This is a genomic window from Streptomyces sp. NPDC018019, assembly GCF_044327805.1.
GTDB lineage: Bacteria > Actinomycetota > Actinomycetes > Streptomycetales > Streptomycetaceae > Streptomyces.
In genome coordinates this window covers 149,583-171,531 of the sequence record NZ_JBIRGD010000022.1, presented here as the reverse complement: position 1 = coordinate 171,531, position 21,949 = coordinate 149,583, and the positions used below count along the sequence as shown (strand labels likewise).

The 21,949-nt window shown below is 72.7% G+C and carries 18 protein-coding genes and 2 pseudogenes; 11 read left to right on the top strand and 9 right to left on the bottom strand.

The window, feature by feature from the left end; all coding sequences use genetic code 11:
• Positions 1–178: 178 nt before the first annotated feature.
• Complete coding sequence (locus ACH4FX_RS31015; RefSeq protein ID WP_398484522.1) at positions 179–2,170, bottom strand: ABC transporter ATP-binding protein; 1,992 nt, start codon at positions 2,168–2,170, stop codon at positions 179–181.
• 324 nt (positions 2,171–2,494) lie between these two features.
• Here ACH4FX_RS31015 and ACH4FX_RS31010 point away from each other — a divergent pair, with 324 nt between their 5' ends.
• From ACH4FX_RS31010 to ACH4FX_RS31000, 3 genes are all read left to right on the top strand, one after another.
• The gene (locus ACH4FX_RS31010; RefSeq protein WP_398484520.1) at positions 2,495–3,877 is read left to right on the top strand and encodes a DUF5685 family protein; all 1,383 of its coding nucleotides are present in this window, start codon (positions 2,495–2,497) and stop codon (positions 3,875–3,877) included.
• Positions 3,878–4,056: 179 nt separating this feature from the next.
• Positions 4,057–5,088, top strand: coding sequence for an SMP-30/gluconolactonase/LRE family protein (locus ACH4FX_RS31005; protein WP_398484518.1), 1,032 nt, complete (start codon positions 4,057–4,059; stop codon positions 5,086–5,088).
• Between the two features lie 214 nt (positions 5,089–5,302).
• Positions 5,303–5,545, top strand: a complete 243-nt coding sequence (locus ACH4FX_RS31000; protein ID WP_398484517.1) for a WhiB family transcriptional regulator — start codon at positions 5,303–5,305, stop codon at positions 5,543–5,545.
• 128 nt (positions 5,546–5,673) lie between these two features.
• Here ACH4FX_RS31000 and ACH4FX_RS30995 read toward each other — a convergent pair.
• From ACH4FX_RS30995 to ACH4FX_RS30985, 3 genes and pseudogenes are all read right to left on the bottom strand, one after another.
• Positions 5,674–6,741: pseudogene (locus tag ACH4FX_RS30995) on the bottom strand (alpha/beta hydrolase family esterase); the annotation flags it as partial.
• Positions 6,742–6,960: 219 nt separating this feature from the next.
• Entirely contained in the window at positions 6,961–7,620 is a 660-nt protein-coding gene (locus tag ACH4FX_RS30990) for a 3-oxoacid CoA-transferase subunit B (RefSeq protein ID WP_398484515.1), read from the bottom strand.
• A 1-nt stretch (position 7,621) separates the two neighbouring features.
• Entirely contained in the window at positions 7,622–8,404 is a 783-nt protein-coding gene (locus tag ACH4FX_RS30985; protein ID WP_398484513.1) for a CoA transferase subunit A, read from the bottom strand.
• A gap of 258 nt (positions 8,405–8,662) precedes the next feature.
• On the opposite strand from ACH4FX_RS30985, the pseudogene ACH4FX_RS30980 reads away from it, so the two are divergent.
• From ACH4FX_RS30980 to ACH4FX_RS30955, 6 genes and pseudogenes are all read left to right on the top strand, one after another.
• A pseudogene (locus tag ACH4FX_RS30980) lies at positions 8,663–9,971 on the top strand (3-hydroxybutyrate oligomer hydrolase family protein).
• 168 nt (positions 9,972–10,139) lie between these two features.
• Positions 10,140–10,937: a 3-hydroxybutyrate dehydrogenase gene (locus ACH4FX_RS30975; RefSeq protein WP_398484511.1), complete on the top strand. Its 798-nt coding sequence runs from the start codon at positions 10,140–10,142 to the stop codon at positions 10,935–10,937.
• A 61-nt stretch (positions 10,938–10,998) separates the two neighbouring features.
• Complete coding sequence (locus ACH4FX_RS30970; protein ID WP_398484509.1) at positions 10,999–12,399, top strand: MFS transporter; 1,401 nt, start codon at positions 10,999–11,001, stop codon at positions 12,397–12,399.
• 97 nt (positions 12,400–12,496) lie between these two features.
• The gene (locus ACH4FX_RS30965) at positions 12,497–14,452 is read left to right on the top strand and encodes a helix-turn-helix domain-containing protein (RefSeq protein ID WP_398484533.1); all 1,956 of its coding nucleotides are present in this window, start codon (positions 12,497–12,499) and stop codon (positions 14,450–14,452) included.
• Between the two features lie 127 nt (positions 14,453–14,579).
• Positions 14,580–15,578 (top strand): helix-turn-helix transcriptional regulator, encoded by a 999-nt coding sequence (locus ACH4FX_RS30960; RefSeq protein ID WP_398484507.1) that lies wholly within the window; start codon positions 14,580–14,582, stop codon positions 15,576–15,578.
• 379 nt (positions 15,579–15,957) lie between these two features.
• Positions 15,958–16,329, top strand: a complete 372-nt coding sequence (locus ACH4FX_RS30955; protein ID WP_398484532.1) for a hypothetical protein — start codon at positions 15,958–15,960, stop codon at positions 16,327–16,329.
• A gap of 236 nt (positions 16,330–16,565) precedes the next feature.
• On the opposite strand, the gene ACH4FX_RS30950 is transcribed toward ACH4FX_RS30955, so the two are convergent.
• Positions 16,566–17,024: an Lrp/AsnC family transcriptional regulator gene (locus tag ACH4FX_RS30950; RefSeq protein WP_398484505.1), complete on the bottom strand. Its 459-nt coding sequence runs from the start codon at positions 17,022–17,024 to the stop codon at positions 16,566–16,568.
• 62 nt (positions 17,025–17,086) lie between these two features.
• Here ACH4FX_RS30950 and ACH4FX_RS30945 point away from each other — a divergent pair, with 62 nt between their 5' ends.
• Positions 17,087–17,836 carry an AzlC family ABC transporter permease gene (locus ACH4FX_RS30945; RefSeq protein WP_398484503.1) on the top strand — a complete coding sequence of 250 codons (750 nt, stop codon included), beginning with the start codon at positions 17,087–17,089 and terminating at the stop codon, positions 17,834–17,836.
• Positions 17,829–18,158, top strand: a complete 330-nt coding sequence (locus ACH4FX_RS30940; RefSeq protein WP_398484501.1) for a branched-chain amino acid transporter permease — start codon at positions 17,829–17,831, stop codon at positions 18,156–18,158. The genes ACH4FX_RS30945 and ACH4FX_RS30940 overlap by 8 nt, the downstream gene beginning before the upstream one ends.
• Positions 18,159–18,198: 40 nt before the next feature.
• Here ACH4FX_RS30940 and ACH4FX_RS30935 read toward each other — a convergent pair whose 3' ends face one another.
• From ACH4FX_RS30935 to ACH4FX_RS30920, 4 genes are all read right to left on the bottom strand, one after another.
• Positions 18,199–19,344, bottom strand: a complete 1,146-nt coding sequence (locus ACH4FX_RS30935; protein ID WP_398484530.1) for an RNA polymerase sigma factor — start codon at positions 19,342–19,344, stop codon at positions 18,199–18,201.
• Between the two features lie 8 nt (positions 19,345–19,352).
• On the bottom strand, positions 19,353–19,760 hold the full coding sequence (locus ACH4FX_RS30930) for a YciI family protein (protein ID WP_398484499.1): 408 nt from the start codon (positions 19,758–19,760) through the stop codon (positions 19,353–19,355).
• Between the two features lie 202 nt (positions 19,761–19,962).
• Entirely contained in the window at positions 19,963–21,300 is a 1,338-nt protein-coding gene (locus ACH4FX_RS30925; protein WP_398484497.1) for an FAD-dependent oxidoreductase, read from the bottom strand.
• On the bottom strand, positions 21,291–21,869 hold the full coding sequence (locus ACH4FX_RS30920; RefSeq protein ID WP_398484495.1) for a MarR family winged helix-turn-helix transcriptional regulator: 579 nt from the start codon (positions 21,867–21,869) through the stop codon (positions 21,291–21,293). Before ACH4FX_RS30920 ends, ACH4FX_RS30925 begins: the two co-directional genes overlap by 10 nt.
• Positions 21,870–21,949 lie beyond the last annotated feature (80 nt).

Genomic DNA, 21,949 nt, shown 5'->3' with positions numbered 1-21,949 from the left:
CCTGGTCACCGCCGCCCAGGCCTTCCTCACCCTCCGGCGCCTGGACCCAAAAGCCCACACACCGGCCTCACCCTCTACCAGGTCCTCGACGCCCTACAGGACCTCCTGCGGTGCTGGACCGGAACCTGCACCACCTGCGGCCGCCCACTGACCAAGACCAGAACCTAACGAAGCACTACTAGTCCGCAGCCAGTGGAACTCCTTCCCCTTTGGCGGAGCCGCGCGCCGTCGAGCCGTCGGAGGCGGCGGTCTCGTACTGTGCGGCCTGGATCTCGTACAGCGCGCGGTAGTGGCCGTCGTCGAGGGCCATGAGTTCGGAGTGGCTGCCCTGTTCGATGAGGCGGCCGGCGTCGAGGACGTAGATGAGGTCGGCGCTCGCGGTGGCGGCGAGCCGGTGGGTGATCAGCAGGACGGTGGTGCCCTGGCCGGTGAGGGCCCGCAGGGCCTGGAACGTCTCGATCTCGGCCCTGGGGTCGAGCGCGGACGTCGGCTCGTCCACGACCAGCAGCGCCGCGTCGCGGTAGCGGGCGCGGGCGCCGCCGAGGCGCTGCCACTGCCCGCCGGATAGCTCGGTGCCGCGTTCGAAGCCCTTGACGACCAGGCTGTCCCAGCCGTGCGGCAGCGCGGTGATCACGTCCGTGGCGTCCGCGCCGTTCGCGGCCCGCTCGATACGCCACTGGTCGAGCCGCTGGTCGCTGCGGCCGATGTGGATGTTGGCGCGGGCCGTCATGGGCCAGTGCGGGAAGTCCTGGGCCAGCAGCGCCACTTGTCCGAAGACGGTTTCGCGGTCGGCGTCGCGGGTGTCGGTGCCGTTCCACAGCAGCCGGCCGTCGCTGGGCAGGTACAGCCCGGCGACCAGCTTGGCCAGCGTGGACTTGCCCGAGCCGTTCGCACCGACCAGCGCCACGACCGTGCCGCGCGGGATGGTCATGTCCACCTGGTCCAGGGCGGGCGAGGTGGCGCCGGGGTAGGTGAAGGTGACCTTCTCCAGGCGGACGTCCTCCAGCGGCCCGGTCAGCGCGGTGCCGCCGCCGGGGATAGCGTGCCGTTCGGCGAGGCCGCAGGCGTCCTCCCAGTCCTTGAGGTACATCGTCTCCTCGTAGAGGCGGTTGAACTGCATGACCAGCGACATCAGGCCGGCGCTGGAAGTCCGTACGGCGATCACGGCGGTACCGGCCACGGCCAGCGGCATGCCGCCGCCGACCAGCAGCAGCCACAGCACGCCGTAGGCGCCCAGCGCCGCCAGGCCGGAGCCCGCCGAGGCGACGGTCCGGGTGGCGGCCTCGGCGCGGGCCAGCCGCTGCTGCTCCCGCTCCATCGTCCGGGACATGTCCGCGTACGCGTCCACCAGCAGGCGCCCGGCGCCGTGCACCCGGATCTCGGCGGCGCACGCCTGGTCGGTGAGTTTCTGGGTGATGACGGAGATGGCGCGGCGGTGCTCGATCCAGGTGTGCCGGGACTCGTACTGGCGGCGGGCCGAGAGCACGGCGCCCCACCCGTTGGGCGCGGCGACCAGGACCAGCATCAGGACCAGCAGCGGGTGCAGCAGGAGCAGCACTCCGGCGGCGGTCATCAGACCGATCAGCGCGTTGAGGACGAGGATGGAGGAGCTGAGCATCATACGGATCGAATCGGTGCCGAACCGGCCCGCGTCCAGGGCCCGGTGGACCCGCTGGTCCTCCAGGGCGGCGAGTTCGACACGGATCACGCCCCGGTAGTAGCGGGCCGTACAGACCCGCTCGATCTTCGGTTCCAGCTGCCCGGAGGCCGCGGTGGACACCGCCGACAGGAGCGACGAGAGCATCGCGACGGCGGCCACGGCCGCCAGGGCGGGCAACGCCTGGCGCAGCCGCTCGGGGGTGGGCCCGGCCGCGAACAGCGCTACGAGCACCTGGTTGGTGGCCACCAGCGTGAAGGCGCGCAGGACACCCTGGCCCACCTCCGCGGCGAGCAGTGCCAGCAGCGCGGCGCGGTCCTCGCGCCAGGCGGCCCTGGCCACCGCACGCATCATGGCGGGAAACTGCCGGGCCATCTCCCACAGGCCCATCCGCAGCAGCGGCATCTCGTGCCGTGTGAAGGACAGGTCGTAGCGCAGGGCGCCGCCGAACAGCAGCCGCTCGCTGTCGGACACCGGCAGCCCGGCCCGCGGCCTGGCACGGCGGCTCTTCATCGCCCCTCCGGCCGAGCGGGGGGCGTGGTACGGGTACGGGTGTCGCGGGCGGTGCGCGTGGACGGGCGGGCCCGCGCGGGTGCCGGCCCGGTCGTCGCCGTCACGGCGTCCCTCATGGCTGTTCCTCCGGCTTCGGTCGTCGTGCCTCGTGCTTGCCCCGTCCGGCCCGCCCCGGCACGCCCGCCGGCCGATCCGGCGGACCCCCGTGGCCACCCGCGCCACCCCGGCACCGCCACCGCCACCGCCACCGGCCCATCCCGCCCGGGTAATACGATTTCCAGCCACGACCGATCGTCATCGATGTCTTACGGGGGTTTCTTTCACGTGTTCGGAATCGTCCGGCCCTGTACCCACCGCCTGTCCCAGGGACTCAAGGCGGAGTGGATGGCCCATCTGTGCGGGCTGTGCCTCGCCCTGCGCGCCGATCACGGGCAGTTCGCCCGGGTGGTCACCAATTACGACGGACTGATCGTCTCCGTCCTGGTGGACGCCCAGACCGGCCGGGTGGCGGACCGGCGCCGGACCGCGGGCCCCTGCCCGCTGCGCGGTATGCGCACCGCCTCGGTGGCGAAGGGCGAGGGCGCGCGGCTCGCCGCGTCGGTCTCGCTGGTGCTCGCCTCGGCGAAGATACGGGACCACGTCGCCGACCGGAACGGGCTGCTGCGCCGCCGCCCGGTGGCCGCCGCCGCGCGCAAGGTCGCCGCCGGCTGGGACCGGGCCGGGGCGCGCACCGGCGCCGCGCTCGGTTTCGACACGGCCGTCCTCGTCGACGCGGTCGACCGGCAGGTGGGCATCGAGGAACTGGCGGGCGCCGGCACGCCGTTGACGGTCATCACCGAGCCGACCGAGACGGCCACCGCGGCGGCCTTCGCGCACACCGCCGTGCTGGCCGGCCGGCCCGGCAACGCCGCGCCACTGGCCGAGGCCGGCCGGCTCTTCGGGCGGCTGGCCCACCTCCTCGACGCGGTGGAGGACCGTACGGCGGATGCCGCCGAGGGCGCCTGGAACCCGATCACCGCCACCGGCGCCTCCATGGCGCAGACCCGCCGGCTGTGCGACGACGCGCTGCACGGCATCCGGCTCGCGCTGCGCGACGTGGAGTTCGCCGACTCCAAGCTGGTGCACACCCTGCTGGTGCACGAACTGCGGCGATCGGTGGACCGCGCTTTCGGTACGGCATCCTGCGCCCACCAGGGACACGGGACCGGGCCGTACGAGGGCCAGACCGGGAACCCGTACGGAAACGGTTACGGGCCGGGCCAACCCGGTCAGCAGGCGTCCCCGTACGGACAGCTGCCGGCCGGTGCCCCGTACGCCCACGCGCCGCAGCACCTGAACGGCCCGCAGAATCCGTACGCGACGGGCGGGCCCGTGCCGCCCGGGGGTGCGGGGGCGGGCCATGGTGGCGGCTCGGGTGGCTCCGGGGGCTGGGGCGGCTCGGGTGGTTCGGGCGACTCAGGGGGCTGGGGTGGCCGGATGCCCCATCTCACCCCTCACCCGCCGAAGAAGCCCCGCGGCTTCCTGGCCGGCTGCGCGGTCGCCATCGGGCTCTGCTGCACGTGTCAGCTCTGCTGCGCCGAGGAGTACGAGGGCCCGTGGTCGCGCAAGAAGCGCGAGGGCTGCTGCCGGGACTGTGACTGCTGCGACGCGTGCGACTGCTGCGGTGATTGCTGCTGCTGCGACGGTTGCAGCTGCTGCGACTGCTGATCCCGTACACCGCCCTTCTCTTCGCCGGCCGCGCTGGGGCTGGTACACCGGCCGGCCCGCGGCACCGGACCCCACGCCGCAATGCGTCGCGGACGGGGCCGGCCGTCCGGCCCGTCGCGTGGCCGGTCCGGCCTGCCGGGCCCTGGTACGAGCCGTCGCGCCCGGGTAGTCAGGGGGGCATGGCCAACACACAGGAGACGAACCGGGTCCCCCGCCCCATGCCGCCGTTGCGGACCGTGCCGCTGGACGGGAGGGGCCCCGAGGACGTGGTGGTGGACTCGGCCGGGCGGGTGCTGACCGGAGTGGAGGACGGGCGGGTGCTCCGCCTGGACCTCTTCCCGGGGGACACAGCAGGCGCGCCCGGCGGAACGGCCGGTGTACCAGGGGGAACGGCGGGCGCGCCGCGGGCCGAGGTGGTCGCCCGTACCGGTGGCCGGCCGCTCGGGCTGGAGCCGCTGCCCGACGGCGGTGTCCTGGTGTGCGACGCGCGCCGGGGGCTGCTGCGCGTCGAGCCGTCCGACGGTACGGTGCGGACGCTCGCCGACACCGTCGACGGCGCCCCGCTGCGTTTCTGCAGCAACGCCACGGCGGCAGCCGACGGCACCGTCTACTTCAGCGTCTCCAGCCGCCGCTACCCGCTGGAGGACTGGCTGGGCGACATCCTGGAGCATTCCGGCACCGGTCACCTGGTCCGGCTGCGCCCCGGCGGCAGGCCGGAAGTCGTACTGGACGGACTCCAGTTCGCCAACGGTGTCGCGCTGGCGCCGGACGAATCCTTCGTCATCGTGGCGGAGACCGGCTCCCGCCGACTGACCAGACTGTGGCTGGCCGGGCCGCGGACCGGACAGCATGACGTACTCGCCGACGACCTGCCCGGCTACCCCGACAACATGTCGCGCGGCCCGGGCGGCCTGTTCTGGGTGGCGCTGGCCGGGGCCCGCTCCACGGGTCTGGAACGCCTGCACCGCGCGAAACCGGCGGTGCGCCACGCCGCGTGGAGCGTGGCCCGGCACGTCCGGCCGCGGCCGGGCCCCCTCACCGGCGTCCTGGCCCTCGACACGTCCGGCCGCATCGTGCACGACCTGCGCCGCCGCAGCCCGGACTACCGCATGGTCACCAGCGTCTGCGAACACGACGGTTGCCTGGTGCTGGGCAGTCTCCACGAACGCGCCCTCGCCGTATGCGAACTCCCATCCGTATCGGACGGTTGAACGCCGTCCGCCAGGGAACCCGGGACCTCCAGGCTCCCACGTGCGGTCTCAGACAACAGGGCGCCACACCAGCCGGCCGCATGAGCCCGCCGCCCCTCCGGCGCCGGGCCGGCCGGCATGCCGTCCCCGCGCGGGCACGGCCCGGCGCGCACCCTCGTGGAGCCTGTGGCTACCGACAACGATCTCCTGGCGATCACGGCGAGGGAAGGCAGACATGGAGTGGTGGGAACGAGCGGCGTGCCTTGAGGAGGACCCGGAACTCTTCTTCCCCGTAGGAGTGACGGGCCCCGCCGCCCAGCAACAGGCGGACGCCAAAGCGGTGTGCCGGCAGTGCCCGGTCACCGCGGAGTGCCTGGACTGGGCACTGGAGACGGGCCAGAACCACGGCATCTGGGGTGGTACGGACGAAGTCGAGCGCCGCACCCTGTCCGCCGTGCGGAAGCGGCGGGCGGCCTGAGGCATGCCCGGAAGCACCACGGCACCGGTGCGCCGCCCCCTGAGAAGAACGCGCCGGCCGGCCCGTCGTCCGGCAAGAGCGCCGGCCGCGTCGGCGCCGGGCCGGGCTCCGCTGTCACCGGCTCAGCGCAGTCCGAAGAACGCGGCGATCCAGTGGCTGGAGCAGATGGAGTCGTGGAAGTACGGGGCGCCGGTGCTGCCGCACTGCTCGGGGCCGTTGCCGGGGTCCACCGGTGTGCCGTGGCCGATGGCGGGGACCCGGTTGACCTCGACGGCGACCGTTCCGTCCGCGGTGGCGTACTCCTCGTGCCGGGTGCCGTCGGGGCCGATGGTGGAGGTGCGGGTGGGGGTCTGCGAGAGACCGTGCACCGCGGTCCACTGGTCCCGCAGCTCGCCGGCGTTGCGGGGGACGACGGTGGTGTCCTTGTCACCGTGCCAGATCGCCACGCGGGGCCGGGGCCCGGTGTAGGAGGGGTACGCGTCGCGCACGCGCTGGGCCCACTGCGCGGGGCTGCGGTCGACGCCGGGGTTCATGCAGGTGAACGGGCCGGTGTCCTTGGTGCAGTCGTACGGCAGCCCGGCGATGACGGCGCCGGCCGCGAAGGCGTCGGGGTAGGCGGCGAGCATCACCGAGGCCATGGCGCCTCCGGCGGACAGGCCGGTGACGTAGACCCGCCGCGGGTCGGCACCGTACGCGGAGACCGCGTGGGCGGCCATCTGCCGGATCGAGGCGGCCTCGCCCCGGCCCCGCCGGTTGTCCGTGCTCTGGAACCAGTTGAAGCACTTGTTCAGGTTGTTCGTGGACGTGGTCTCCGCGAACACGAGCAGGAAGCCGTCGCGGTCGGCGGTCTCCACCAGGCCCGAATGGTCGGCGTAGGTCTGGGCGTTCTGTGTGCAGCCGTGCAGCGCGACGACCACGGGCGCGTTCGCGGCCAGTCCCGAGGGCCGGTAGAGGTACATGTTCAACTGGCCCGGGTTCGCACCGAAGTTGCTCACCCGGGTCAGGCCGACGGCGGCCTGGGCGGCCGGTGCAGGTGCGGCCAGCAGGCCACCGACGAGGAGGGCGGCCACGGCGAGCAGGCGGGAGGACACCCTTATGCGGCGGCCGCGGCTCGCGGGCAGCGCCGGACGGGCGGCGCGGGACGGCGGTCCGCTCCGCGGCGCCGGAGGGTTCGTGTGGATCGGATGTGACGGCATGGCGGCTCCCTTGACGACGTGCGTTGCTCCTGGTCCCGTTGCCGTACGTGCAGCGGCAGTGGCCCGGGTGTCCGGAACCGTAGGAGACGACAAGGTGACCGGAACATGGCAACGGGCACCACAGTGCGGCCGGCGCCGGGGGCACCCGGAAGGGTTGCGCCCACGGCGCGATACCTGCTAATAGGCCAGTGGCCGGATCGGCCGCGACACACGGCCGGTTCACCCGGGAAGCGGCGCCGTGAGCCGGTCGGGCACGGTCAGTTCGGCTGCCGTGGCGGCCCGGACCTCTTCGACCGTCACACCGGGCGCCAGTTCCGCCAAGCGGAAGCCCTCGGGCGTGATGTCGAGGACAGCCAGATCGGTGATGACGCGGTGGACCGCGCCGCGGCCGGTGAGCGGCAGGGTGCATTCCGCCACGAGCTTGGGGCTGCCGTCCTTGGCGGTGTGCTCCATGAGGACGATGACCCGCCGGGCGCCGTGCACCAGGTCCATGGCACCGCCCATGCCCTTGACCATCTTGCCGGGGACCACCCAGTTGGCGAGGTCACCGGACGCGGACACCTGCATCGCACCGAGCACGGCGGCGTCGATGTGACCGCCACGGATCATGCCGAAGGACAGCGCGGAGTCGAAGAACGAGGCGCCCGGCAGCGCCGTCACCGTCTCCTTGCCCGCGTTGATCAGGTCGCTGTCGACCTCGTCCTCGCTCGGGTAGGGACCCACACCGAGGATGCCGTTCTCCGACTGGAGGACCACCTCGACGCCGGGCGGCAGGTGGCCTGGGATGAGGGTGGGCAGGCCGATGCCGAGGTTGACGTAGGTGCCGTCGGCCAGTTCCCGGGCGGCCCGGGCGGCCATCTGCGCGCGAGTGCGGGCCATGTCAGGCACCGCCCTCGTGCTCGGTACGCACCGTGCGGCGTTCGACGCGCCGCTCGGCCGCGGGATCATCGGGTGGCACCCGGACCACACGCTGGACGAACACGCCGGGCAGGTGTACCTCGTCCGGATCCAGCTCGCCGGGCTCGGCCAGGTGCTCGACCTCCGCCACCGTGACACGGCCGGCCATCGCCGCCGGCGGGTTGAAGTTCCGGGCGGAGGAACGGAAGACCAGGTTGCCGTAGCGGTCGCCGACGGCCGCCCGTACCAGCGCGAAGTCGGTGGTGATGCCCTCCTCCAGCAGGTACTCACGGCCCCCGAACACCCGGCTCTCCTTGGGCGGGGAGGCCAGCGCGACGCTCCCGTCCGGCCCGTACCGCCAGGGCAGCCCGCCGTCGCCGACCCGGGTCCCGGTCCCGGCCGGGGTGTAGAAGGCGGGGATGCCCGTGCCGCCGGCGCGCAGCCGTTCGGCGAGGGTGCCCTGCGGCACCAGCTCCACCTCCAGTTCCCCGCCGAGGTACCGCCGCGCGAACTCCTGGTTCTCCCCCACGTACGAGCTGGTCATCCGGGCGATACGGCCCGCCCGCAGGAGCAGCCCCAGTCCCCGGTCGTCCACGCCGCAGTTGTTGGACACGATCCGCAGCCCGGCGACGTCCCGGCGCAGGAGCGCGCCGATCAGTGCGCTCGGTATGCCGCACAGCCCGAAGCCGCCGACGGCCAGTGACGCCCCGTCAGGGATGTCCGCCACCGCCTCGGCCGTGTCCGCGACCGTCTTGTCCAGACCCATACGTTCCCTCTCCACCGGAGGCGTCGGCCCTGACCATCGGGCGGGCGGCCGGGAGTTCCCTTCGCAACGGGCGCCGGCCGACCGGTGCCCGGGCAGCCGACTGCCTGCTCGATCAACTCGGCACCGACCCTAGGAACGGCCGGCCCCGCTCACCATGGGCCCCAGCCACACTTCGAGGCACTCCGCCATGGGTGATCGCGCCGGGGGTGCTCCGCGAGCCGCGGGTACGCAGCCTGCGGGGCCGTTGCTGATCCAGTGATCCGGCATGGTGGCAAACGCCTGCGCGCAGACCGTCGCCGTGGCGAAGACACCCATGTCGGTCCGGTACCCGAGCCGCCTACCCTCCGCTCCGTTACCGCCCCCACCCCGGAGGTACGCATGGTCCCGCACCGCGCTGTGACCACGCGCCCGCGACGGCGCACCACCCTGTCCGCTCTGGCCCTCACCCCTCTGTCGCTCACCGCTCTTGCCCTCACCGCTCTGGCTCTCGCGCCGACGGCGGCTGTGGCCGCGCCTTCCGTAGCGGTCCCCAGCGGCGTGCCCGGTATCCAGATCGACGGCTACTTCCCGGACGACTCCACCACCAACTCCAACCACGGCCGGCACCACGACGCCCAGTTCGTCATCCGACTGCCCGACCGCTGGAACGGCGGCCTGGTCGTGGCGGTACGCCCGGCAACCGTGAGCAGTACGCCAACGACCGGGCCATCGCCGGGTGGAACACGCGCCTGACCCAGCTCACCTGCGCGGCCCGCGCCGTGGTCGCCCAGCGCTACCTCCGCCCGCCCGTCCGCACGCTGGCGAGCGGGATGTCCAACGGCGGCTACCTCGTACGTTGGCAGCTGGAGAACCACCCGGAGCTGTACGACGGCGGGGTGGGCTGGGAAGGCACGCTGTGGCGTGCCGTCGGGCCGAACCTGCTCACGTTCCTGCCGCCCGCGCCGCGCCACTACCCGGCCTACGCGCTGGTGGCCCGGGTGCCCGCCGGGCCCGGACGGCACTGCACCGCGCGGGCTTCCCGGCCGGGTCGGAATTCCTGTGGCCCCACCACCAGGCGTACTGGGACCTCACCCAGCGCATCTACCGCGAGGAGATCGACCCTGTCTTCGACGGCCCCGCGGAGGCGGGCACGCCGTACTGCACGTCAGGAACCCCGGCCTGCGACGCGGACCACTCCTACGCCTCCCGCCCCGCCGACGTCCGCCGTGCCGGGGAGCGGATCGCCCTGACCGGCCGCATCGCCAGGCCGCTGATCACCGTGCAGGGCACCCTGGACGTACTGCTGCCCATCAGCCGGAACTCCGACGTCTACGCCCGCCTGGTGCGCGCGACGGGCCGCGGCGGCCTGGACCGCTACTACCGCGTCGAGGGCGGAACCCACACCGACGCCCTGGTGGACGCCTTCCCCGGTCGGCTACGGCCGCTCGTCCCCTGCCGCCGCTCGGCCTTCGCCGCCCTGGAGGAGTGGCTCGCCCACGGCCACCGTCCGCCGGCCGGCCGCACCATCCCCCGCCCGCCCACGGCCGGCCCGGTCACCCTCCTGACCAGCTGCCCGCTGGGGCGATGACGGGCTGCGGCCCGGCGGAAACGGCCCACGGGCCCGACCGGCGTGCCACCGGGCGAACGGTCCTTCCTCCTCCGGCACGCCTATGGCGGAGCCCACCACTGTTCAACGGCCCGTTGTGGTGGTTGCGTCCATAGGAGAGGCGGGGCGGCGACCCTACTGTTCCCGGCCATGACGAGCGAGTTTCCTTCCCCGCCCAGGGCGATGGCGTCCGCCCCGTACGGTGTGGACCTGTCCGGCCGTACCGCACTGGTGACCGGCGGCGGCAGCGGCATCGGCCAGGCGTGCGCCACCGCCCTGGCCCAGGCGGGCGCCGAAGTCCACGTGGTCGACCTGAGTCCCGAAAAGGCCGAGGCGGTCGCCGGGGCGATCGGGGGCCGGGCGCACACCGCCGACCTGGCCGACCCGGCCGTGATCGGCACACTGCCCGCCCGGATCGACATCCTCGTCAACAATGCCGGGCTCCAGCACGTCGCGCCGATCACCGAGTTCCCCCCGGAGCGCTTCACCCGCATCCAGCAGGTGATGGTCACCGCCCCGTTCCTGCTGATCCGCCGCGTGCTGCCGTACATGTACGCCACCGGATGGGGCCGCGTGGTCAACATCTCCAGCGTCCACGGGCTGCGGGCCAGCGCGTACAAGTCGGCCTACGTCGCAGCCAAGCACGCCCTGGAGGGCTTGAGCAAGGTCACCGCCATCGAGGGCGCCGGACACGGCGTGACCAGCAACTGCCTCAGCCCCGGCTACGTCCGCACCCCCCTGGTCGAGGAGCAGATCCGCGACCAGGCCGCAGCCCACGGCATCAGCGCCGGCGACGTCCTCTCCGGGGTCCTGCTCGCCCGCGTCCCGGTCAAACGGCTCCTGGAGGCCGAGGAGGTCGCCGCCGCGGCCCTGTGGCTGTGCGGACCGCACAGCCGCTCCATCACCGGAGCCTCCCTGCCCCTGGACGGCGGCTGGGGAGCGAACTGACCCCCGCCGCCCGGGAACCCGGTGCACTTCTCCCCGTCCCGTCCACGAAAACTGGTGACACATGACCGACACCCCGGCCACCGGGCCCGCCGCCACCGGCGGCTCCGGCGGGATCGCCCGTATCGTCGGCGCGAGCCTGATCGGCACCACCATCGAGTGGTACGACTTCTTCCTCTACGGCTCAGCCGCCGCGCTGGTGTTCAACACCCTGTTCTTCCCCACCGGCGACCCGCTCGTGGGAACGCTGCTCGCCTTCGTCACCTACGCGATCGGCTTCGCCGCCAGGCCCCTGGGCGGCGTGGTGTTCGGCCACTTCGGCGACCGGCTCGGCCGGAAGAAACTGCTGGTGATCAGCCTGCTCATGATGGGCACGGCGACCTTCGCCATGGGCCTGCTGCCCACCTACGACACGCTCGGCGTGGGCGCGCCGGTGCTGCTGACCGTGCTCCGCCTCGTCCAGGGCTTCGCGCTGGGCGGCGAATGGGGCGGGGCCGTGCTCATCGTCTCCGAGCACGGCGGCGACGCGCGGCGCGGCTTCTGGGCCGCGTGGCCCCAGGCGGGTGCTCCGGGCGGCAACCTCCTGGCCACCGGTGTCCTCGCCCTGCTCGCCGCCGTCCAGTCGGACGCGGCCTTCCTCGCCTGGGGCTGGCGCGTCCCGTTCCTGCTCTCCGGCGTGCTGGTCGTGATCGGCCTGTGGATCCGCGTGTCCGTCTCGGAGTCCCCCGTCTTCCTGGCCGCCCAGGCCGCAGCGCGGGCCGAGGCCGTCCGCGGCGTCAAGGAGAAGCCCCCGGTGGTCGAGGTGTTCCGCCGTAGCTGGAAGGAGGTCCTCACCGCCGTCGGCACCCGGTTCGGCGAGAACATCTCGTACTACGTCCTCACCTCCTTCCTCCTGGTCTACGTCACCACCCATCTGCACCTGCCCAAGAGCACCGCGCTGAACGCCGTCCTGATCGCCTCGGCCGTCCACTTCGTCACCATCCCGCTGTGGGGCGCGCTCTCCGACCGCGTCGGGCGCAAACCGGTCACCCTGTTCGGCTCGGCCGGGATGGCGCTGTGGGCGTTCGCCTTCTTCGCCCTGCTCGACTCCCGGTCGTTCCCCATGATCACGCTGTCCGTGACGGCCGGGCTGCTGCTGCACGGAGCCATGTACGGGCCGCAGGCCGCTTTCATCTCCGAGCTGTTCGACACCAAGGTCCGGTACTCCGGTGCCTCGGTGGGCTCCCAGCTCGCCTCCATCGTCGCCGGCGCGCTGGCACCGATCATCGCGGTGCAACTCCTCAAGGAGTACGGCTCCGCCGTCCCCGTCGCGCTCTACCTCTGCCTGGCCGCGGTGGTCAGCACCATCACCGTCGCCCTCGCCCGGGAGACCGCCGGCCGGGACCTCACCCGGCCGCTGGCCACCGGCTCCGCGGCGGGGACACGGCACGTGACGTCCCCGGTCGCCGGCACCGACCGGGCGTGAACCGGTCTGTTCCGGCCCGCCGGGACGCCTCGGTAGGGCGGACGGCGACGCGTCCCGGCCCGGCCGCACCCGTACGGAAGGAGCCATCATGGCCGCCATGAAAGACCGCACGCACGGCACCTCGGCACACGGCGGAATGGTGGCGCTCGGACAGCTGCTCACCCTGCTCGCCTCCGGCGCGCCCGCCGAGAGGTTCACCCGCCCGCCGGCGGAGGTATCCGCCGCGCAGCTCTCCCCCGCGGACCGGTCCGTCCTCGAAGAAGCCACGCGGACCGCGCTGGAGATCCGCCGCACCCTCGACCAGCACCGCAGGCGCGAGGCCGAACTGGCCGCCCTGTTCGACACCGCCGGCGACCTGGCGGCCCTGCGCGACCTGGACGCGGTCCTGCACGCCATCGTCCACCGGGCCAGGACCCTGCTCGGCACCGACGTCACCTACCTGACCCTCAACGACCCCGTCGCCGAGGACACCTTCATGCGGGTCACCGACGGCTCGGTCTCCGCCCGCTTCCAGCAGCTGCGCCTCGGCATGGGCGAGGGCCTCGGCGGACTCGTCGCCCAGACCGCCCGCCCGTACGCCAGCGCCGACTACCGCACCGATCACCGCTTCAAACACACCGGTCCCATCGACGAAGCAGTGCTGGAGGAAGGACTGCGCGGCATCCTCGGGGTCCCCCTGCGCGTCGGGAAACGCGTCATCGGCGTGCTCTTCGCCGCCGACCGCACGCCCCGGGACTTCCCGCCGGACGCCATCGCCCTGCTCAGCTCCTTCGCCGACCACGCCGCCGTCGCCATCGACAGCGCCCGCCTGCTGGAGGAGACCCGTTCCGCCCTCGTCGACCTCAACACGGCCAACCAGACCGCCCGTGCCCACAGCACCGCGCTGCGCCGCGCCGCCGACGCCCACGACCGGCTCACCGACCTGGTACTGCGCGGCGGCAGCGTCGAGGCCCTCGCCCGCGAGATCGCGGCGCTCCTCGACGGGGGTCTCGCCGTCCACGACGCCGACGGCACCGAGATGGCCCGCGTCGGCACCGCCCCCCTCGTCCCGTCCCCGCACGGCATCGCCGCCTCCCGCGCCGGCGGCCGGGCCGTCCCGGTGGACGGCACCTGGGTGTGCGCCGTCCTGGCCGGCTCCGAAGTCCTCGGCAGCATCACCCTGACCGCACGCGCCGACCTGACCGACGCCGACCGGCGCCTGTTCGAACGCACCGCCCTCGTCGCCGCCCTCCTGCTGCTCCTGCACCGCACCGTGGCGGAGGCCGAGGACCGGGTCCGCGGCGAACTCCTCGACGACCTCCTCACCGCCGGCCGCCCCAACGGGCGCAGCGACACCGCGAGCCTGTCCATCCGCGCCCGCAAGCTCGGCATCAACCTCGCCCGGCCGCACGCCGTCCTCACCTTGGACAGCGGTGCCGAGCTGCGCTCCGGCCTGATCACCGAAGCCGTACGCCGCGCCCGCGCTCTGGGCGGGCTCGCGGCCGTGCGCGACGGCCATGTCGCCCTCCTCGTTCCCTCGTCCGACGCCGGTCCCCTCGCCGCCGGACTGGCCAAGGACCTCGGGCACGCCGTCGGATCACCCGTCACCGTGGGAGCCGCAGGGCCGGTGGCCGGCCCCGACCGGATCCCGGCCACGTACACCGAAGCCACCCGCTGCCTCAACGCCCTGCATGCCCTCGGCCGCACCGGGGAAGGCGCCGACCCCACCGGGCTGGGCTTCCTCGGCGTGCTGCTCGGCGACCGGGCGGACTTCAACGGCTTCGTACAACGCGTTCTGGGACCCGTACTCGCCTATGACGCGCAGCGCGGCACCGAACTCGTCCGCACCCTCTGCGCCTACTACGCCCACGGCGCCAGCCTGTCCAAAGCGAAAGATGCTCTTCACGTGCACGTCAACACTGTGGTCCAGCGTCTGGACCGGATTGCGCAACTCCTCGGCACCGACTGGAACACCCCCGCCAGAGCGCTTGAACTCCAACTCGCCCTGCAAGTGCACCGCCTGACCCACCACGGCCTGCCCGGGCCCACGCCACCGGCCGGGAGCGCGTCCTGACCGCTCCGCGAAGACCAGGCCCGACACGGTCAGGAGAGCGCTGTCAGCAGAGACACGCGGACGGCTACGGTGGCAGCGTAGGCCGCGCCCCAAGGGCGTTTCTTCGTGCCTGGCAAGGGGGTTCATCGTGGTGACGAACTACGCGAATCCGTCAGTGTTCCGTCCGGTCGAGTTCTCCACCACCGATCCGGAGATGTGCCGTACCTACTTCCTGGCCGCTTACGGAGCTCAGCTGCGGGTCAACGCGTTCAGTCCGGACGGTCGGATCAGGCACCGGCGGTGTGACGCGGGCACCTTCGCCGTGGACGACTTACAGCTGTCGGCGGATGTCAGCTACCGCACCGGCCCCCGCAGACCTCTGGTCATCACCGAGGTGAAGGGTGCCGGGGGCTTCGTGGAGCACACCGTCGGCGCGGACAGCGAGCACTTCGGCCCCGGGGATCTGCTGCTGGCCTCCCAGCCCGACGAGCCGTACAGCGGACACCTGTACAACGTCCAACTACGGGCCGTACCGATCGCGCCCGAGCTGCTGACCGCGACCGCCGTACCGGCGCCCGGTTCGGCCGCCAGGCCGCTGCGTTTCACCGGCTTACGGCCCGCCAACGCCGCGTTGGCCGCCCAGTGGAAGCGCACGATGGCCTTCATCGCCGACGACCTCCTGGTCCGCCCCGAAGCCGCGGACGAGCCGCTGCTCGTCGGCAGTGCGGCCCGCCTCCTGGCCGCGGCCACACTGGCCGCCTTCCCGAACACGCTGACCTACGGCCGCGCCGCTGAGGGCCCCACCGAGCTGTGCGCGGCGCCGACGGCGGTGCGCCGTGCGGTGGCCTTCATCGAAGGGCGGCCGGACGCCGATATCGGCCTGACGGAGATCGCCGCTGCGGCATGCGTCAGCCCGCGCGCGCTGCAACATGCCTTCCGCCGTCATCTGGGTACCACCCCCACCGGCTATCTGCGCCGGGTCCGACTGGCGCATGCGCACGAGGACTTGGTCAAGGCCGAACCGTCCAGCGGGGCCACCGTCGCCGCGATCGCGTACCGCTGGGGATTCGCCCACCAAGGCCGCTTCGCCGCCCGCTACCGCAGCGCCTACGGATGCTCACCGCTGCACACGCTGCGCGGCACATGACCGCCCGACGACGGGCCGAACGCAGAGAACGGCGAAGACCGGACCGACTTGGACGGCCGGCCTCCACCGCCCTGGCCGCGCAAGCGGGGTCCGGGCCGGCGCAGTCGGCCGAGCAGCTGCCCACGCAGCCGTCCGGCTCTCCATCTTCCGGCCGTACGGCTCCGGAGACAGCACGCGAAACGCGGCGCGGGGGCGGGGTGAGCCGGAAAACGACACGAACGCGCCAGGTCCTGTGTCCATCTCCGCACCTCCCCCAGCGCCGCAGATCAGGCGGCAAGCCTGTCCTGCACATATAACGCGTTGTGGAACCAGGGGCACGGCTCATAAGGTCACCGGCATGTCTGTACGTCTTCGTATGCGTCAAGCCCTGCCGGAAGCGATGCGCGCCCGCGACAAGGCCGCGGTGAGTGCCCTGCGCGCAACACTGGCCGCGCTGGACAACGCCGAGGCGGCGCCCGTGGACGAAGCCGCGCTCCGTGGTGTGGCCCTTGAGCACGCGCCGGTCGGTGCCGGGGCGACCGAAGCGGCGCGGTGCGAGCTGAGCGAGCGCGGCGTGGTGGCGGTGGTGCGCGCCGAGGCCGGCGAACGGCTGGAGGCTGCCGCGCAGTTGACCGACCCCGCGCATGCCGACCGCGCCGCGCGGCTGCGCGCGGAGGCCGCCGTACTGCTCCGCTTCCTCGACGGTCCCGGCACCGCACAGGACGACACGAGGACCTCTTCGGACAGCCGCCTGCCGGACGGCGCGGCCTGAGCCCCGTCGCCGAGGTTCGCCCAGGTGCGGGGGGCGCTTGCCGACGTACCCCTTGCGCACCGCGACGTGCCCGCGCGACTCAAGGAAGCCCCTGAACCCAGTTCCGGCGCCGTCGATGTCCCTCAGGGCGCGGGCCGCTTCGTCCGCGGTGGGGTGGGCCGGGGGCCGTCGGCACGTCCGACGAAGACGTACGGCGCACGGCACCGGCTGGGCTGTCGCGGTCCGGACGCAGGCCCTTACGGCCCGGTCTTGATCTCCTTCATGGTCATGTGCGATTCCAGGCGCAGTACGGCGGGCAGGCAGCTGAGTCTGCCGGTGAGGAAGGCTTCGTACGCGGCGTGGTCGGCGACGGCGACGCGCAGGAAGTAGTCGGGGCGCCCGTACATCCGGCGGAACTCGATGACCTCCTCGTAGGAGGCCACGGTGTTCTCGAACTCCTCGAAGCTCCGGCGGTCCTGGGCGTAGATCTCGACGGCGACGAGGACCTCCAGCCCGCGGCCCACCGCCCCGGGGTCGATGACGGCGCGGTAGCCGGTGATGACGCCGGCCTCTTCCAACCGTTTGACCCGGCGCAGGCAGGGCGGCGGAGTCAGGCCGACCCGCTTGGCCAGCTCGACGTTGGTCAGCCGCCCGTCCCGGCTCAGATGAAACAGAATGTCGCGATCGACCGCGTCGAGGCTCACTTCATTGCTCACACCCTCAGCATAGAGCGACAACCGGTAACCATATAAGGCGACGATCTTTCTAAAATTTCGCCATGGAAACCAGCCCTGCCGTTACCGGGGGCCGAGCTCGGCCCGCACCCGCCCATCCGTCCCCGACACCGTCCCAGGCGCTTGCGGCCTTCAAGGACTCCGCCGGCGCCGGCCTGGGCTTCGTCACGGTCGGGCTCGCCTTCGGAGCCCTCGTGAACCAGTCGGGCCTGGAGTGGTGGTGGGCGGGGCTGTCCGCGCTGCTCGCCTTCGGCGGATCGTTCGAGTTCCTGCTCATCGGCCTGGTCACCGCCGCGGCCCCGCTGGCGATGATCGGGGTGTCCGCGTTCATGGTGAACGTCCGGCACGTCTTCTACGCGCTGTCCTTCCCCCTGCACCGCATAACCGGCCGGCTCGGCAAGACGTACAGCACCTTCGCCCTGTGCGACGAGGCGTTCGCGCTGGCCACGGGCGAGGAGGCGCGCTCCTGGCCAAGCCGGCGCATCCTGTGCCTGCAGTTGTTCCTGCACCTGTACTGGGTCGGCAGCGCGACCGCCGGTGCCCTGCTCGGCTCCCTCATCCCGGAGAGCGTCACCGGCCTGGACTTCGCCCTCACCGCCCTGTTCGCCGTCCTCGCCGTCGACGCCGTCCGGGACCTGCGCGGCGACCTGCCCACCCCGGTGCTCGCCCTCCTCAGCGCCCTGGCCGCCCGGCTCCTCTTCCCCGGCGAGATGCTCCTGGCCGCCTTCGCCCTGTTCGCCGCCGCCCTCCTGGCCCGCCACTTCACCACCATCAAGAAGCCGCACCATGCCTGACACGCGCTACGCCATCGCCGCGATCCTCGTCGCCGCAGCCGTCACCTGGGCCCTGCGCGCCCTGCCCTTCGCCGTCCTCACGCCCCTGCGTGCCAGCGAGACCGTCCGGTACCTGGCCACCCGCATGCCCGCCGGCGTCATGGTGATCCTCCTCGCGTACAACCTCCGCGACGTCTCCCTCTCCCACGCACGCAGCCTGGCTCCGCTGATCGCGCTGGCCGTCACCGTCGGCCTGCATCTGTGGCGCCGCAACGCGCTGCTGAGCATCCTCGGCGGCACCGCCGTCCACGTGCTCCTGGCCAGCGTGGTCTTCGCGTCCTGAGCCCCGCCTGACGCAGACGCACGCAGGCAAGCGCGCCCCCTCAACGGCACCTCCGGGCGTTGAGGCGGGCCGCCTGGCGTGTCAGGTGGGCGCGTTCGGCCAGGTTGGGGGCCTTCTCGGCCGCCTCGGCATACAGGCGTGCCGCTGTCGTCAGGTCGCCGTCGCGCTCGTGGAGGTACGCCGCCACCGCGGTGTGGCGGGGCAGGGAGTCGTCCAGCTTCGCGAGCGCCGTGAGGCCCGCGCGCGGGCCGTCGGCCTCGCCGATGGCCACCGCGCGGTTGAGCCGGACGACCGGGCTGTCGGTCAGGCGCGCGAGTTCGTCGTACCACTCGACGATCTGCACCCAGTCGGTCTCCTCGGCGGTGGGCGCGTCGGCGTGGAGTGCCGCGACGGCGGCCTGGGCCTGGAACTCGCCCAGCCGGTCGCGGGCGAGGGCCGCCTGGAGGATTCCGACGCCCTCGGCGATCGACGCGGTGTCCCACCGGCCGCGGTCCTGCTCGGCCAGTGGCACCAGGCTGCCGTCGGGCGCGGTACGGGCGGCGCGCCGGGCGTGGTGGAGCAGCATGAGCGCGAGCAGTCCCGCCATCTCGGGGTGATCGATCGCGGCCGCGAGCTGCCGGGTGAGCCGGATCGCCTCGGCGGCGAGGTCGACATCGCCGGAGTAGCCCTCGTTGAAGACCAGGTAGAGGACGCGCAGCACGGTGGCGACGTCGCCGGGCCGGTCGAAGCGGACGCGGGAGACGGTGCGCTTGGCCCGGCTGATCCGCTGCGCCATCGTCGCCTCGGGCACCAGGTACGCCCGGGCGATCTGCCGGGTGGTCAGCCCGCCCACGGCGCGCAGCGTGAGCGCGACCGCGGACGACGGGGTCAGCGACGGGTGGGCGCACAGGAAGTAGAGCTGGAGCGTGTCGTCCACCGCGGGCGCGGGCCCGGGCGCCGGTTCCTCGTCGGCGAGGTCCTCGCGCCGGCGCCGGGCGGCGTCCGCGCGGGTCGCGTCGAGGAAGCGGCGCCAGGCCACGGTGACCAGCCAGCCCTTCGGCTCCCTCGGCAGGCCGGCCGGCCAGACGCGGACCGCCTCGACCAAGGCGTCCTGTACGGCGTCCTCGGCCGCCGCGAAGTCGGCTCCGCGGCGGACGAGGACGGCGATCACACTCGGCGTGAGGCTGCGGAGCAGGGCCTCGTCCATCGGTGAGGTCACTCCGTGATGGTGGGCGGCTCGGCCAGGAACGGGCGGACCTCCAGCCACTCGTGGATCGGCTCGCCGCCCGCGCCGGGGGCGGCCGACAGTTCCCCGGCCAGCTCGACGGCGCGCTCGTAGCTGTCGACGTCGATCACCATCCAGCCGGCGATCAGGTCCTTGGTCTCGGCGAACGGTCCGTCGGTGACCGGCGGGCGGCCCTCGCCGTCGTACCGGACCCACGCCCCCTCGGAGGCGAGCGCCTGAGCGTCCACGAACTCACCGGTCTTCTCCAGCCGGGCCGCGAAGTCCTGCATGTACTGCACGTGGGCCGAGATCTCCTCCGGCGACCACTGGTCCATGGGCACGTTGTTCACCGGAGCCGGCGCGCCGCGGTAGTGCTTGAGCAACAGGTACTTGGCCATCGTGGGTCTCCTAGTTACTGGTGCGGCCCATTGTGGTCGCGTTCACTACGGGGACGGAGCCAGTACCGGGTTCTCGACATCGCCGACCGAGTTTTTTCGGCTCTCGGAGAGGCGCCTCGGGAGCTTGTGAACGTGCCTGCCGATCTCGTGGATGTGCCTGGTGGTCCGTCTCGCCCGCCCCACCGGCCGACAGCCCCGCCCCCTACCCCCGATCCCGCCCCCGATAAGTCTGCTGGGAAGCGGCCATCTTGCGTTTGAGTGGCGGCAGGTGGTTGATGATGCGCATGCCGGTGCGCGTTGCGGCCAGGGCGGCGCGGCCGATGACGGGCTTGTGGATCAGGGCGTTGCCGCTCATCTGGGCCAGCGACTTGCGGACCGCGTCGAAGCCGTAGTCGATCATCTGGGTCTCGTAGTCGCGGACCGCGGGGACCAGGGGCATCCGGCCGTCGCGTACGGCGGTCAGGTTGCGGCAGAGCAGGAGGGCGTCGCGCAGGGCGGTGTTGGCGCCGACGCCGCGGCCCGGTGTCATGGTGTGGATGGCGTCGCCGATGAGGGTGATGTTGCTGGAGGGCCACTGCTCGACCGGTACGGAGGTGCGGATGCGGATCGGGAAGCAGGTCGAGGGGTCCAGCAGTCCGGCGAGCCGGTGCAGGCGCGGGTCCCAGGTGCGGGTCAGGTCCTGGAACAGGGCGTGCAGCTGCGCTCCGTCGCGTTGCAGGATGTCGGCGGGCAGGTTCTGCCGGGCTCCGCTGAGGCCGAGCATGATGTAGTCGCGGGTGTTGTCGTACTGGAGGCCCGGCCAGTTCTTGATGAGGTCGGCGTCGGTGGCGCCGATGCCGCTCTTGGGCGCGCCGTCCTGGTCCCATGGGAACCGCATGACGTGGATGATCAGGGAGTATCCGCCGGGGGCGAAGAAGAGGTTGACGCCGTCGATCGTCTGCTCGGTCAGCAGGGCGCGGGTCCCGTCCGTCAGGGGCACCTTGCCGCCGAGGGCGTTCACTCCGGCGTCCTTCAGCTCGGCGTGCGGCAGGTACTGGCGGCGGACCCGGGAGTTGGAGCCGTCCGCGCCGACCAGGACGTCGCCGGTGGCGGAGGTACCGTCCTCGAAGTGCGCGGTGACCGTTCCGTCGGGGTTGCGCTCGTAGTGGGTGAAGACCTTGTCGAACCGTACGAGGTCCTCCAGCCCGGTGAGCAGCACCTGGCGCAGCGTCATCCGGGAGACGGAGCGTTCCGCGCCGGCCCCGTCACCGCTCGCCCGCGCGAAGCCGGTCAGGGACAGTACTTCCTTGTACTTCTCCGTGTACATGGTGAGGTTGTCGGGGGTACGGGCGCAGGTGGCCACGAAGGTGTCGAACAGCTCGGGCGGCAGCAGCCGGGACAGGGCGCGGCTGCCGTCGTGGTCGATGCCGACGCGGTAGCCCTGGAGGCCGCCGGTGCGGGTGCGGTCGCGTTCGAAGACCGTGCAGCGGATTCCGGCGCGCCGCAGGCCGTGGGCCAGTGCGAGGCCGCCGGTACCGGCGCCGATGATCATTATGTGCATGGGTCTGCCTTCTCTGCGCTCGTGGGCGGGACGGGTTGCGGGCCGTGGGCACCGGTCGGCCGTGCGGGCGCCGGGCCGGTCGTGCCGCTGCCCCGCTTGGGGGCGGCCAGGGCGCGCAGCCGCTCGGTGTGCCGTTCCTGCACGCCGCGGCTGAATTCGAGGAAGTCCGTGATCAGGGCGAGCTGTGCGTCGCTGTAGCGGGCGAAGACCTGTGCGGCGGAGTCCTCGATGAAGGGCGCCATCAGCGCGCCGGTCCGCTCCTGGAGGCCGGGAGTGGCCTGCACCAGGGTGCTGCGCCGGTCGGTGGGGTGCGGTGTGCGCGTGAGGTAGCCGCGCTTCTCCAGGCGGTCGATCATCGCGGTCACGCTGCCCGTGCTCAGTCCCAGCCGGCCGCCCAGCTCACCCGGGGTGGCCTGCCCGGCGGTCAGCAGCAGCTCCAGGCACCGCAGGTCGGTCTCGTTGACGCCCAGGAGACGCGCGATCTCCCGGTCGAAGTCGTCGACGGCTCCCTGGTACGCCTGGGCCGCCCGGCCCAGAGCCGCTCCGATCGCCTCGGTTTCCTCCGGCACGCGGTGCACGTCCCCTCACGAACTCGACTCTAACTTGGTTTCCAAGATACATGAAAACCGAGAGAAGTGCGGGAGGCGTC